Raw genomic sequence first — 12770 nt, forward strand, 5'->3', positions numbered from 1 at the left:
TGACTTCTCTCTTTGATGCTTGTGGTTGTTAAGTATTCCTTGGGTAATCTGATTGGTACTCGGCAATTATCCATGATTGATTGGGAATGCCGCGCTCATGTGCGCAAGCAAATCTATTTATGTCAGACATGGATTTGGTTAATGATGAAAAGCTGTCTTTAATGTCATGATGCAAAGTCTCTTTTATTTCGAAGATGTTGCTGAGCAGGAGGATCTTTATTTCCTCGGCATTGGAAGTTCCGTCGAGATTTAGGTCTGTTTCAACGACAAGAATGATTGTGTTAATATTTTTATTTTGATTAGCAAAAGTCAAGAATTTCCTAATGATATTAATTTCTCCACCATCAACATCGATCAGGACAAGAGTGTTGCCAGAAAGTTTGTGAACAGTCTTCTCCAGGTCTGATTCTATTGTTGTTCTCTGAGTTAAACCATTTATGCTGCATAGCAGTGAAGCCAAATGTACAGAGGATGGATCTATATCTACGCCTGATGAATATAAATTATGGCATTTATATGCTAGTCCAGCAACATAGTAGCCTTCTGCACATCCGATTTCAAGAAAGTGATCTGATGATTCCGCTTTTTTTGACAAGTATTTGGCTATTTTGTTCTCGTAAGTGCCTAGTAATTTAGGTATTAGAACAGAGCCAAGAGAAACTGGAAGGTAATTCATGCCTTTAAAGACACCTTCTAATATCTTCCCTCCAGCATTCAGGTAGAATTCTTTTGCGAGTGACGCTTGTATTAGTCCTAACGCAACAGGAAGAATCTCTTCGGCTGTTTTCATGCTGTGCATAGCATTTTCATATTGGCTTTTAATGTCGTTGATGTTCCTGTCTAGGATGTCGAGAATTGCAATCTCCTCCCCATCTGCCAATATTTTCATTTCTTCCATTTTTTGAATATGCTCTTTCATGAATGGTTGGATGTAATGCCTTTCCATTTGCTTGCCTATTATAGGGTTTATTTCTTCTCTTCTTATTCTTGCTAATGATTTGTGAATTACGTCTCTTGTATTGAGTAAGTTTTTTCAGTGCGTTAGTCGGTGTAAGGCATTTATTTTTTCTGTCAACTTGTGAGTTGACTTATGGCAAGTACGCTTTTAGTTGCTCAGATAACAACTGCTCAACTCGATTGGATGCATCGCGAGGCACGTTGATATCTGGTAGTTATCGACTGATTGGAGCTATTAATCCATCAATTTGATTTGGTAAAGCACTTCTTCGAGGGCATCGGCAGCCATCACGCCTGCAAAACGTTGTGGATGACTTGCATTGACGCAGCTGCTGAGGGGTGTGAGCAGGGTGGATGGTTTGGGGTGACAGAACTGAACAACACTGAGCCGCTCAAGATTGGATTGACTTGGCGCTAAGACGCGGTGCCAGCCGGTTGGGATAAGGCCATTGCTGATCCGTTCAAGCATCAAGCCACTGTTGACGATCACTTGCCCTTCAGGCGCAATGGCATCAACCCAAGAGCCATCGATGTAGACCTGCAGACCTGGGGCCGTGGCTCGCGGCAAGGCTGTAATCAGGTTGATGTCGCCATGGGCGGCGGCCCACATGTGTTCTTCAGTAGGGGCTTCGTTCATGGGTGGGTAGCGGATTGCTCTGGTGAGCGTTGGTGCGTCTTGTACCAGATCAGTGAAAAAATCATCATGGCAACCAAGGCCAGTAGCGATGATTCGCAGCACGCGACGCTGCAACTCGGCGATGGTTTTGTGGAAGGTTTGCAACACTCCAGTGATTCCTGGTACGGCTACTTCTGGTAGGAGTTGTTCTGGATAGAGCGTGGGGAAACGTTGGCGTAACGGGTGGTTATCTGGTAGTGGTAATGCCCAGTTGAGCATTTCTTTCCAGTCGGGAAGTTTTTCGCCTGCCGCTGTTTCGACGAGTGTGTCTGTATAGCCAGTCTGACCAAAGGCTTCAGGCACGTTGAATTGTCGCTTTGTTGTCGCTTCTAGAGCAAAGAAACGGCTCAACATCCCATAGGCCTCATCGAGAAGAGCAGAGGGGAGATCACTGGTGGTCACTACAAACCCTGTGCCGAGGCTGCGGATTAGCCCGTCAACGACAGCTGCTTGTTGACGTTTCGTGCCCTGTTCAAAAGCCAGCAGGTCAATATCAAGAATCGTTTGCTTCAAGCAATGGCCTGGTTGAACGAACGCTGCAATGGTGCCTTAAAAACTCGGTGCAGCCCAGATCACTCTTGAGAGCTTGTTGGCCAGTTTTTGATTCATTTTGGCGGCTTCATGGTTAAAGGGTTAGAAGGTTCGAGTCAACAGTGCCGAGAGTTGTTCGATAAACGTTGGCCTGAGATACGTCAGCAGCTTTTGGCTTGGTGGCAAGTCCATGGTCGCAAGGACATTGCTATCAAGCCGTGGATGTTCACCGTCGATGGACGTTGGCCCGAACCAAACGAAGATCTCTCGCCCTACGGCATTTGGATTGCTGAGGTGATGCTCCAGCAAACCCAGTTGAGGGTGATGCGTCCCTACTGGGAGCAGTGGATGTTGGTGTTGCCAACGATGCAGCATTTGGCTGCTGCTGAAGAGCGCCAAGTGTTGTTGCTGTGGCAAGGCCTGGGCTATTACTCTCGTGCCCGCAGGTTGCATCAGGCGGCGCGTCAATTGGCCGCTTCCCCTCTGCCCTCTTCTCTTGAGGCTTGGCAGGCTGTTCCGGGTATTGGTCGCACCACGGCAGGGAGCATCCTTTCCAGTGCATTGAACAAGCCATTGCCGATTCTTGATGGCAATGTGCGTCGTGTACTGGCCAGACTTCATGCTTGCTTGGAGCCACCCCAAAGAGCACAGGCCAGTTTTTGGCAGTGGAGTGAAGCCCTTCTCGATCCTTTGCGGCCAAGGGATTTCAATCAGGCCTTGATGGATTTGGGGGCTTTGGTGTGTACTCCTAGGAGTCCCAGTTGTCGGTTATGCCCTTGGCAACGCAGATGTGCTGCCTACGCTGCTGGAGAGCCAAGCCACTTCCCCGTGAAGGATGCGAGCAAGCCCATTCCCTTCCAGGTGATTGGTGTGGGGGTCGTATTGAACGAAGCGGGTGAGGTCTTAATTGATCAGCGGCTGAATGAGGGTTTACTTGGTGGTTTGTGGGAATTCCCTGGTGGCAAGCAGGAGCCAGGTGAAACCATCGAAGCCACCATTGCTCGCGAGCTCAGGGAGGAATTGGCGATTGAAGTGCAGGTGGGTGAGCAGCTGATTGCTCTTGACCATGCCTATAGCCATAAGAAGCTTCGCTTTGTTGTTCATCTCTGCCGCTGGATTGCAGGAGAACCCAAGCCTTTGGCGAGTCAGCAGGTGTGCTGGGTGAAGCCTGAAGATCTTTCTGACTATCCCTTCCCGGCAGCCAATGCGCGCATGATTGCCGAGTTGATTGATCATCTTCGCGCAGACACGCTGAGCCAGCGTTCCTAGCTTCATCTCAGTAGCTGCTAACTGATGACGGGGACCAATCCGGTTCACAGCCATGAGCCTGAGGTGATTTGCTTGGGCGAGGCGTTGGTGGATCGTCTTGGCCCGTTGGGGGGAGATCCAGCTGTTGATCAGCCTGTGGAGGATTGTCTAGGAGGAGCCCCTGCCAACGTGGCTTGTGGGTTAGCTCGGCTTGGTACCAAGGTGTCCTTTCTAGGTCGTCTTGGAGACGATGCCATCGGGACCAGGTTTCGCGAATTATTTGACACTCGAGGCGTGAACCTGGCTGGTTTGCAGACTGATCAGCGCCGGCCCAGTCGCATTGTCTTGGTGCGCCGTGATCTTGATGGTGAGAGGGTCTTTCAGGGTTTTGCAGGCGACCGCGGAGACGGTTTTGCCGATCAGGCCTTGTCTGCAGAGGAGTGGGCGGCCACTTGGCCTTTGCTGGTCCTTAAGGCGCGCTGGTTGTTGATCGGCTCCATTCCTTTGGCCACTCCAGCTTCAGCCCAAGCTCTGCTTTGGTGCGTTGAGCAGGCGCAAACAGCAGGTCTTCAGATCGCATTGGATGTGAACTGGCGTCCAACCTTCTGGGATCCTCGCCGTTCTCCCGATAGTGGCCCTGATGAGAAGGCCTTGCAAGCGATTGCGCCGCTTCTTGAGCGTGCTTCTCTGCTCAAACTGGCTAAGGAAGAGGCCGTTTGGTTCTTTGACACTGACGACCCTGCAGTGATTGTGGGATCCCTTCCGCAGCAGCCGGATGTTGTTGTGACAGATGGGGCGCGTCCGGTGCGCTGGTGGATAGGGGGTTGTGTGGGGGAGCTTGCAGCGCTTTCTCCCCCTTCAGTTGTCGACACCACCGGTGCTGGTGATGCTTTCACTGCAGGATTGCTGCATCAATTTTTGATGGATGCCTCATCTCAACGAGATCTGATCAAGGCCCGGGAGATGGTTCGTTTTGCAGCAGCCTGTGGCGCGCTTGTTTGTGGAGGGGCTGGTGGTATCGATCCGCAGCCGTCTCAGATGCAAGTGGAGGCGTTTTTGAAGTCCGCCTCAGGTGACGTGAACTGAGCCAGACGGCCTCCTTGACCTCGATGCTGCAATTGCAATCTCCAGGCTTCAGGCAAGTTCAGGCTTAATCGATCGGGCCATTCCACGGCCATGAGGGCACCTAGTGCTTGGGCTTCTTCTTCCTCTTGCAGAAATAGCTCATTGGCACTGTTGGGTTGCTCCAAGCGGTAGAGGTCCAGATGGATCAGAGGCGGATTCCCGTCCGGGTAGTGCTGAGCAAGAGCGTATGTAGGTGATGTGATCGGTTCACGGATGCCGAGAGCGGTTGCGATGCCTTGCACCACAGAGGTTTTGCCAGCTCCCAGCGGCCCCTCTAGCAACAGCACTGATAAAGCAGGTAGCCGCTGTACAAGGACTATTCCTAGGCATCGAGTGGCATCAAGATTTTCAAGAATCCATGAGTTATCTGTAGATTGACCTTTACGCGATCCCGAAGTCTCGGTGACTTCGCTGAGATTTCCGTACACGATTCCCCCAAGGGAGCTTTGAACCATGGTGGCAGTGCCCACATCAACGGCCTCGTTGCAGGCCCCTCCTCAATACGTCGTAGCAGACATCAACTTGGCGGATTTTGGCCGCAAGGAATTGAGCATTGCGGAAACTGAGATGCCAGGTTTGATGGCCCTCAGGGGCAAGCATGGCAGCGAAAAACCTCTCAAGGGGGCTCGCATTGCTGGCAGTCTGCACATGACCATTCAGACTGGTGTGTTGATTGAGACGCTGGTGGCCCTCGGTGCTGATGTGCGCTGGGCTTCATGCAACATTTTTTCTACTCAAGATCACGCTGCTGCTGCGATTGCCGCTAGCGGTGTGCCTGTGTTTGCAACCAAAGGCGAGACCCTTGATGAGTATTGGGCCTATACCCATCGCATCCTCGAGTGGGGTGATGGTGGCACTCCCAACATGATCTTGGATGACGGTGGTGATGCAACTGGCTTGGTGATGCTTGGAAGCAAGGCCGAGAGCGATCGTTCTGTACTGGATAACCCTGGCAACGAGGAAGAGACGGCATTGTTTGCTTCGATTCGTACCAAGTTGGCCCAGGACTCCAATTTTTATTCCCGCATCAAGAGCAATATTCAGGGGGTGACAGAAGAGACAACAACGGGTGTCGCGCGTCTGTATCAGATGCAAAAGAGTGGTGAATTGCCTTTCCCGGCGATCAATGTCAATGATTCGGTGACTAAGAGCAAGTTCGACAATCTTTATGGTTGCCGTGAATCTTTGGTGGATGGCATCAAGCGGGCTACTGATGTGATGGTTGCTGGCAAGGTGGCTTTGGTGATGGGCTATGGCGATGTGGGTAAGGGTTCAGCCCAGTCGCTACGGGGCCTTGGCGCCACTGTGATGATTGCTGAAATTGACCCCATCTGTGCTCTTCAAGCAGCGATGGAGGGCTATCGGGTGGTGCGTTTGGATGAGGTGGTTCAGGATATAGATATCTTTGTAACCTCCACAGGCAACTTTCAGGTGATTCGCCATGAACATCTGATCCGTATGAAAGATGAGGCTATTGTTTGCAATATCGGCCACTTTGACAATGAGATTGATGTTGCATCTTTGAAGGATTATCCTTGGGAGAACATCAAGCCCCAGGTTGATCACATCACTCTTCCCAGCGGCAATAAGATCATTCTTCTGGCTGAAGGGCGTTTGGTGAACCTTGGTTGTGCTACTGGGCACCCGAGCTTTGTGATGAGCAATTCCTTTACCAATCAGGTGTTAGCTCAAATTGAGTTGTTTTCGAAAGGTGATCAGTATGCCGATCAGGTGTATGTGTTGCCGAAGCACCTCGATGAGATGGTGGCTCGCCTTCACTTGGAGAAGATCGGTGCGAGGCTTACTGAGCTCACCAAGCAGCAGTCCGATTACATCAGTGTGCCTATTGAAGGTCCGTATAAGCCCGACCATTATCGCTACTGATTATTTCCAGGCAGGCAAGCTTGTTTTTTCATAATTAGGCTTGTCTGCCTGGCAAGAAGATGCCACAAGAGTTGTTATAGATTGAGTGCTAAAAAGATATCAATGCGGCTGAATAAACGCTATTTTTTGAATGTGAAAACAAAAAAGTTGGTTTCAGCGAATTAATTCCGCCAGCTTAATATTTTGTGGCCTTGAATAGTCCTGCCTGCATTCTTGGCCTATTTTATGGTGAAATTTAGTTTTTGACTGGACCGGTTGTTAATAGTCAGCTTGGAGTGACTTTGGTAGGTCAATACTTTGGTCGTGAGGCCATCATTAATCAGGAAACATTGAAAGATGCCTTTCGAATGATTCGTCGGCACATTGTTGAGGCCTAAAGAGGCGTTGAGGTGCGTGAAGAGTGCTGATCTCTGTGAGTCTTCTGCGAGCGTTGCTGATCGCATGACCATCAGGAACTCCGGCCTCATGGAAGACTTGCCTGGTTATGCGTAGGCTCCATGGGGCTTTCTGAACTGATTACTCAGTTGCCGGAGATGATCGGCCAGGCGGTGGAGGCCAACCAGTGGATGGGGTATGGCGCGATATTCGCAGCCATGTTTCTGGAAAATCTCTTTCCACCGATCCCATCCGAGTTGATCATGCCTCTTGGCGGTTTCTACGTGCAGCAGGGGCAGCTGCAGTTCTTACCAGTGGTGTTGGCCGGTTTGTTGGGCACCTTGTTGGGGGCTCTCCCTTGGTATGGCATTGGGCGGGTTATCAATGAGAAAAGGCTTGAGGTTTGGCTCGGTCGACATGGTCGTTGGATCGGTGTCAGTCCGGCAGAACTTGCGCGCAGCCGTCGTTGGTTTAATCGTTACGGCACGGCGTTGGTGTTTTGGGGACGGCTAGTGCCTGGTATTCGTACCTTGATCTCTGTGCCTGCAGGCATTGAATTGATGCCTTTCGCACCTTTCCTGATCTGGACAACAGCAGGCAGCCTGATCTGGACTTTGCTACTCACCCTGGCTGGGTTGGGGCTTGGGGAGGGTTATAGCAATGTGGAGCTGTGGATAGATCCTGTCTCCAAGGTTGTTAAGGGGGCCCTGGTTATTGCGGTGTTGGCTGCAGTGGTGTGGTTGGGCCTGCGCATTTGGCGCAGGCGTCATCAAACTCATTGATCAATGAGTCTTAAAAGGGGACTTCCTCTTCACTTGGGCCGTCCCCAAATCCCCCTCCGCCAAAGTTGCTCGCTTCTGCATCACGTTTTGAACCTAGAAGTTCTAGACGGTCCACCCGCACAACAGGCTTGGTTCGCTCTTCTCCGGTGTTGCGATCGGTCCAGCGGTCCAGTTTGAAGCTACCGATGATACCCAGCAGAGATCCTTTTTTGACATAATCCGCCGCGACTTGAGCCTGTTTGCCCCAGATCTCTAAGTTGAACCAGTCTGGTTCGTCGTCGCGACTGCGACGGTTCACGGCCATGGTGAGGTTGGCGACAACCGTTCCCGATTCGAAGTAGCGAACTTCTGGATCACGGCCTGCTCGACCGACGAGTGTGACGGAATTTACGCTCATGAATGAAACCTATTTGTTTGAGTTTGGTCAATGATGCGCCACGGTTTAAGTGGCTGCTTATAAGGAGTTCCACCCTCATCGCTGGGTGTAACAAGCTGCATTGGCTACGACACCTATGATTCGCCGACTTGAGTCCAGAGCTTGTGTTTTTTCGTCGCTTTCAACTATCACGCGACATCGGCATTGATCTTGGTACGGCCAATACCCTGATTTACGTGTCGGGCAGAGGGATTGTGCTTCAGGAGCCCTCTGTCGTAGCCCTGGACTTGGAGAATGGTGTGCCTCTGGCGGTGGGTGACGATGCCAAGTTGATGCTTGGCCGTACCCCTGGCAATATTCGCGCCGTGCGTCCACTGCGCGATGGCGTGATCGCTGATTTCGATGCAGCTGAGCAGATGCTGAAGACCTTCATTCAGAAGGGCAATGAAGGTCGAGGCATTGTGGCTCCTCGCTTGGTGGTGGGTATCCCGAGCGGAGTGACCGGTGTCGAACGGCGTGCCGTGCGGGAGGCAGGCATGGCAGGAGCTCGGGAAGTTCATCTGATTGATGAGCCTGTTGCGGCCGCCATTGGAGCTGGTCTGCCTGTTACTGAGCCAATTGGAACGATGATCGTTGATATAGGAGGAGGCACAACCGAGGTGGCGGTACTCAGCTTGGGAGGAACTGTGTTGAGTGAGTCGGTTCGAGTGGCTGGTGATGAAATTAGTGATGCCATTGGGGTTTATTTGAAGAAGGTTCACAACCTTGTCGTCGGTGAGCGCACGGCCGAGGAGATCAAGATCCGCATTGGCTCGGCTTTCCCCAATCACGAGTTTGATCAGCAGGCCATGGATGTGCGGGGTCTGCATCTGCTCTCCGGTCTGCCACGTTCGATCAATTTGCAGGCTGGAGACTTGCGGGAGGCGATAGCAGAACCCCTCAACGTGATTGTGGAGGCCGTGAAGCGGACCCTTGAGCGCACACCACCAGAATTAGCTGCTGACATTGTTGACCGTGGCATCATGCTTGCTGGTGGAGGAGCCTTGGTGCGCGGGATAAGCGATTTAATTAGCCATGAGACAGGCATCTTTACTCATGTTGCAGAGGATCCCTTGTTGTGTGTGGTCAATGGTTGTGGCCAGGTCCTCGAGGATTACAAGCGACTTCGCAGGGTGCTTGATACTCCGGAATTCACTCGCTCTTCAATGACGGCCTGAATCGATGGGGGTTTCCCCTTGGCAGGCATCTTTCCGCTGGAGGCGTTGGCGTGGAGGTTTGCCTTGGCTGTTGTTAGTGGCAGCGCTTGGCTTGGTGCGTTGGAGTAAAGGCGCCGGTTTTGCCGATGCTTATGCCCTTCTTAGTCGGCCGTTTTGGCCTGGATCAGCCCAGCGAGAATGGATCCAGTCTGGTATTCAGCTCGAGCAGCAGAGCAAACTTCGGTTGCTTGAGCAGGACAATCAACGACTGCGCGGGTTGCTTGCTCTTGGTCAGGCCTCAGGATCTGGGCGCATTCCCGCGGCTGTGATTTCCCGTACCCCGAAGGGGTGGTGGCAGCAACTGGAACTGGGCAAGGGGCGATTGCATGGCATTGCTCAGGGTGATGCTGTGATGGGGCCAGGAGGATTACTGGGGAGAATTCAAAGTGTCACCCCTGCCACTGCACGTGTTCAACTGCTCACTGCGCCAGGTAGTCGGGTTGGAGTTTGGATACCGCGAACCAAGCGTCATGGACTCTTGGTTGGTGTGGGTACGAGTAGGCCTCAGTTGGAGTTTCTCGATAAGAATCCCTATGCAGTGCCAGGTGATCTTGTCAGCATCTCGCCTGCCAGCACATTGTTGCCCGCCAGCCTGCCTGTAGGGGTGATTCAGAAAGTGGATGACCGCGCAGTTCCGGCTCCTCGTGCAGCTGTTCAGTTAATCGCTGCACCAGAAGCCATCGATTGGGTGCAGGTGCAGATTCGCTGATGGCGCGCCTTCATCAGCAACCGATTTGCTTGGCTTCAAGCCTCTTTGTGCCTTGGCTGACCCTCGCTGCACCGACCTGGGTGAGCCTTTCTGGGGTGGGTCCGTGCTGGGCGGTGTTGTGGTTGTTGCCTTGGGCCCTTGTTGATGGACCTGTCTCTGGACTCACTGCTGGCCTTTGTCTTGGCTTGGTATTGGATGGCCTTAACCTTGGTGGTGCGAGTCAACTGCCGGCGTTGATGGCGCTTGGATGGTGGTGGGGGCGGCTAGGCAGGCGTGCTCCACCGATTCAGGGCAGTTTCAATCTCGGATTATTGGCATGGATCGGTACAGCTCTGGTTGGCTTGAGTCTTTGGCTGCAAACACTTTTGATTCAGTTCGATAGCTCGGAGTCTTGGCTTCATTCCTGGGGGTTGCATACCTTTTTGGCACAGTCGTTGATTACCGGTTTGGTTGCTCCTCTGCTGGTGTCATGGATGCTGTTGATTTGGCGGCGGCTGGTTCGAGCTTGAACAGGTCATGAGAATGCTGCGGTCACGAAGAAAGGTTGTTGTTGCAGGCCTCGTGGTGCTTGGTGCAGCCTTGATTGGTTGGGGTTGTCGACCGAAGCAGGGATCTTCAACTGATTTGCAGCTCTGGACGTTGCAACTGGCGCCGAAGTTCAACACCTATATGGAGGGGGTTATCAAAAACTGGCAGCAGAATCATCCCGGCGCGCTGGTGCGTTGGACAGATCTCCCCTGGGGATCAGTGGAGCGCAAGTTATTGGCTGCGGTGTTCGCGCGCACCGCACCAGACGTGGTCAATCTCAATCCCCCCTTTGCTGCAAATCTTGCCAGCAAAGGGGGGATTAGGGATCTGACGCCTTTGCTTCCAGACGATGCAGCCGACCGCTACCTTCCCTCGGTTTGGGAGTCTGGCCTGGATGCTGAGGGGCGACAGATCGCCATTCCTTGGTATCTCACGGTACGGCTGAGTTTGGTGAACCAGCAGTTGTTGCGACAAGCCGAACTTGATGCTCCACCGCGACGTTGGCAGGATGTACCTTCCTATGCGCGCCGCATTCGTGAGCGCACAGGTCGTTATGGTCTATTCGTCACTGTGGTCCCTGACGATTCGACTGAACTGCTTGAGTCGATGGTTCAGATGGGAGTCACTTTGCTGGATTCTCGGAGGAGGGCTGGTTTTGATACTCCAAAGGGTCAACGTGCTTTTGCCTTCTGGACCGATCTTTATCGGCAAGGTCTCCTGCCTCGAGAGGTGATAAGCCAGGGTCAGAAGCGAGCGATAGAGCTTTATCAGAGTGGTGAGTTGGCCATGTTGGCGAGCGGGGCTGAATTCCTACGCACGATCCAGACAAACGCTCCGGCTGTGGCGAGGGTGACTAACTCCTATCCACCGCTTGTCGGTAGTGATGGCAATGCGAATGTCGCTGTGATGACATTGGTTGTGCCTCGTCAGAGCAGGCGCCAGCAGGAAGCCGTTGATTTTGCCTTGTTTCTAACCAATGGGGTTAATCAGGCAACTTTTGCGCAGCAAGCCAAGGTGTTGCCATCGTCAAGAAACGCCTTGCGACAGGTTCAGATTGCTCTTAATGCTGAGCGTCCGGAGTCGCGTGAGGCTGCTCAGATCCGCTCTGCTAGAGCATTGTCTGCCAAGACTTTGAAGCGGGCGAAAGTTTTGGTTCCGGCTTTTCCGGGGATCAAACGTCTGCAGAGCATTATTTATACCCAGTTACAGCGGGCGATGCTCGATCAGATCAGCAGCGATGAGGCCGTGGAAGAGGCTGTTCGTCAGTGGAACCGCTACGCAGAAGCCAGATGGCCCCAAAGTGCCACCAATTAGCAATTGATACCTAAGTATAAGTACCTTTTAATTCTTAAATAAATAGAAAAACTGCTATTTCTCAAGCTCGTTAGCGATTTTTGCTCAAGGCGGAAGGTTAAGGTTGTGTTTCTTCATGAGGAAATGCTCATATGTCACATCCGGGGGGGTTATCTCAGTACCAAAGCAATGATGGGTCTGAGACGCAGGCTCCCGGGAATCCGAAGGCGACCATTCTTGTCGTTGACGATGAGCCAGCAGTCCTCCGGATTTTGGTTATGCGACTTCAACTGGCTGGCTATCGGGTGATTTGTGCCGAGGACGGGGAAGAGGCTCTTGAGATTTTTCATCGAGAACAGCCTGATTTGCTTGTGCTCGATGTGATGCTGCCCAAGATGGATGGTTTTGCTGTTTGTAGAAGGCTTAGGGCTGAGTCTTGTGTGCCAATTATTTTCCTCTCAGCATTAGAGGCCATTTCTGAACGGGTGGCTGGACTTGATCTTGGGGCAGATGATTACATTCCAAAGCCCTTTAGTCCCAAGGAGCTTGAGGCTCGTATTGCCACGATTCTGCGTCGGGTTGGTCCAGGTTCCGCTACGGCTGAAATCAGAGATCTGCCAGTTGGGCAGGGTGTTCTGCGAGTTGGTGATTTGGTGGTTGACACCAATCGCCGCCAGGTGAGTCGTGCAGGAGAGCGTATTGGCCTCACCTACACCGAATTCAGTCTTTTGGAACTGTTGTTCCGTGAACCTGGACGGGTGGTACCCAGGGCCGAAATCTTGGAGCAGCTCTGGGGTTATCCCCCTCGCCGGGCGGCCGACTTGCGTGTGGTCGATGTTTATGTAGCTCGTTTGCGTGGCAAGCTCGAGCCAGACCCGCGCAATCCAGAGCTAATCCTTACGGTTCGTGGAATTGGTTACTCCTCCCAGCGCGTTGGGGATATTCCTGCTTCTGCTTCTGCTTCTGCTTCTGCTTCTGCCTCTGCTCCTGCTTCGGTTGCCGTTGCGAGTTGATTAAGTCGATGGGGTGA

Annotated in this window: 13 protein-coding genes; 9 read left to right on the forward strand and 4 right to left on the reverse strand. The window is 52.3% G+C overall.

The features are described from left to right. Positions 1-28: 28 nt before the first annotated feature. On the reverse strand, positions 29-919 hold the full coding sequence (locus tag SIB79_RS12670) for a hypothetical protein (protein ID WP_063403044.1): 891 nt from the start codon (positions 917-919) through the stop codon (positions 29-31). 273 nt (positions 920-1192) lie between these two features. Next, the gene (locus SIB79_RS12675; RefSeq protein WP_063403045.1) at positions 1193-2146 is read right to left on the reverse strand and encodes an isopenicillin N synthase family dioxygenase; all 954 of its coding nucleotides are present in this window, start codon (positions 2144-2146) and stop codon (positions 1193-1195) included. A 108-nt stretch (positions 2147-2254) separates the two neighbouring features. Here SIB79_RS12675 and mutT point away from each other — a divergent pair, with 108 nt between their 5' ends. Then, complete coding sequence (gene mutT / locus SIB79_RS12680) at positions 2255-3433, forward strand: 8-oxo-dGTP diphosphatase MutT (RefSeq protein WP_063403046.1); 1179 nt, start codon at positions 2255-2257, stop codon at positions 3431-3433. 24 nt (positions 3434-3457) lie between these two features. Next, positions 3458-4498: a carbohydrate kinase family protein gene (locus SIB79_RS12685; RefSeq protein WP_063403047.1), complete on the forward strand. Its 1041-nt coding sequence runs from the start codon at positions 3458-3460 to the stop codon at positions 4496-4498. On the opposite strand, the gene tsaE is transcribed toward SIB79_RS12685, so the two are convergent. After that, positions 4447-4992, reverse strand: coding sequence for a tRNA (adenosine(37)-N6)-threonylcarbamoyltransferase complex ATPase subunit type 1 TsaE (tsaE, locus tag SIB79_RS12690; protein ID WP_063403048.1), 546 nt, complete (start codon positions 4990-4992; stop codon positions 4447-4449). The genes SIB79_RS12685 and tsaE overlap by 52 nt on opposite strands. Here tsaE and ahcY point away from each other — a divergent pair. Beyond that, entirely contained in the window at positions 4991-6421 is a 1431-nt protein-coding gene (ahcY, locus tag SIB79_RS12695) for an adenosylhomocysteinase (protein ID WP_063403049.1), read from the forward strand. The two genes, tsaE and ahcY, sit on opposite strands and share 2 nt — an antisense overlap. A gap of 497 nt (positions 6422-6918) precedes the next feature. Beyond that, a complete protein-coding gene (locus SIB79_RS12700; RefSeq protein WP_063403050.1) occupies positions 6919-7578 on the forward strand; it encodes a DedA family protein in 660 nt (219 codons plus the stop codon). 10 nt (positions 7579-7588) lie between these two features. Here the strand turns inward: SIB79_RS12700 and SIB79_RS12705 are convergent, their stop codons facing one another. Then, positions 7589-7975 (reverse strand): single-stranded DNA-binding protein, encoded by a 387-nt coding sequence (locus SIB79_RS12705; protein ID WP_011129520.1) that lies wholly within the window; start codon positions 7973-7975, stop codon positions 7589-7591. 143 nt (positions 7976-8118) lie between these two features. Between SIB79_RS12705 and SIB79_RS12710 the strand changes: the two genes are divergently transcribed. From SIB79_RS12710 to rpaB, 5 genes are all read left to right on the forward strand, one after another. Then, positions 8119-9171 (forward strand): rod shape-determining protein, encoded by a 1053-nt coding sequence (locus SIB79_RS12710; RefSeq protein WP_063403085.1) that lies wholly within the window; start codon positions 8119-8121, stop codon positions 9169-9171. 4 nt (positions 9172-9175) lie between these two features. Beyond that, the gene (mreC, locus tag SIB79_RS12715) at positions 9176-9919 is read left to right on the forward strand and encodes a rod shape-determining protein MreC (RefSeq protein ID WP_063403051.1); all 744 of its coding nucleotides are present in this window, start codon (positions 9176-9178) and stop codon (positions 9917-9919) included. Next, on the forward strand, positions 9919-10428 hold the full coding sequence (locus SIB79_RS12720; protein ID WP_063403086.1) for a hypothetical protein: 510 nt from the start codon (positions 9919-9921) through the stop codon (positions 10426-10428). Before mreC ends, SIB79_RS12720 begins: the two co-directional genes overlap by 1 nt. Positions 10429-10441: 13 nt before the next feature. After that, a complete protein-coding gene (locus SIB79_RS12725; RefSeq protein ID WP_063403052.1) occupies positions 10442-11761 on the forward strand; it encodes an ABC transporter substrate-binding protein in 1320 nt (439 codons plus the stop codon). A gap of 131 nt (positions 11762-11892) precedes the next feature. Continuing rightward, on the forward strand, positions 11893-12753 hold the full coding sequence (gene rpaB / locus SIB79_RS12730; RefSeq protein ID WP_063403053.1) for a response regulator transcription factor RpaB: 861 nt from the start codon (positions 11893-11895) through the stop codon (positions 12751-12753). The last annotated feature ends 17 nt before the right edge of the window (positions 12754-12770 follow it).

Origin of the sequence: Prochlorococcus sp. MIT 1342 (genome assembly GCF_047304495.1) — a bacterium.
Taxonomy (GTDB): domain Bacteria; phylum Cyanobacteriota; class Cyanobacteriia; order PCC-6307; family Cyanobiaceae; genus Prochlorococcus; species Prochlorococcus marinus_D.

Excerpts from the sequence above, each read along its gene's own strand:
- SIB79_RS12670 (WP_063403044.1), bottom strand. The coding sequence starts at position 919 with ATGAAAGAGCATATTCAAAAAATGGAAGAAATGAAAATATTGGCAGAT.
- mutT (WP_063403046.1), top strand. The coding sequence starts at position 2,255 with ATGGTTAAAGGGTTAGAAGGTTCGAGTCAACAGTGCCGAGAGTTGTTC.
- SIB79_RS12685 (WP_063403047.1), top strand. The coding sequence starts at position 3,458 with ATGACGGGGACCAATCCGGTTCACAGCCATGAGCCTGAGGTGATTTGC.
- ahcY (WP_063403049.1), top strand. The coding sequence starts at position 4,991 with ATGGTGGCAGTGCCCACATCAACGGCCTCGTTGCAGGCCCCTCCTCAA.
- tsaE (WP_063403048.1), bottom strand. The coding sequence starts at position 4,992 with ATGGTTCAAAGCTCCCTTGGGGGAATCGTGTACGGAAATCTCAGCGAA.
- SIB79_RS12700 (WP_063403050.1), top strand. The coding sequence starts at position 6,919 with ATGGGGCTTTCTGAACTGATTACTCAGTTGCCGGAGATGATCGGCCAG.
- SIB79_RS12705 (WP_011129520.1), bottom strand. The coding sequence starts at position 7,975 with ATGAGCGTAAATTCCGTCACACTCGTCGGTCGAGCAGGCCGTGATCCA.
- mreC (WP_063403051.1), top strand. The coding sequence starts at position 9,176 with ATGGGGGTTTCCCCTTGGCAGGCATCTTTCCGCTGGAGGCGTTGGCGT.
- SIB79_RS12720 (WP_063403086.1), top strand. The coding sequence starts at position 9,919 with ATGGCGCGCCTTCATCAGCAACCGATTTGCTTGGCTTCAAGCCTCTTT.
- SIB79_RS12725 (WP_063403052.1), top strand. The coding sequence starts at position 10,442 with ATGCTGCGGTCACGAAGAAAGGTTGTTGTTGCAGGCCTCGTGGTGCTT.
- rpaB (WP_063403053.1), top strand. The coding sequence starts at position 11,893 with ATGTCACATCCGGGGGGGTTATCTCAGTACCAAAGCAATGATGGGTCT.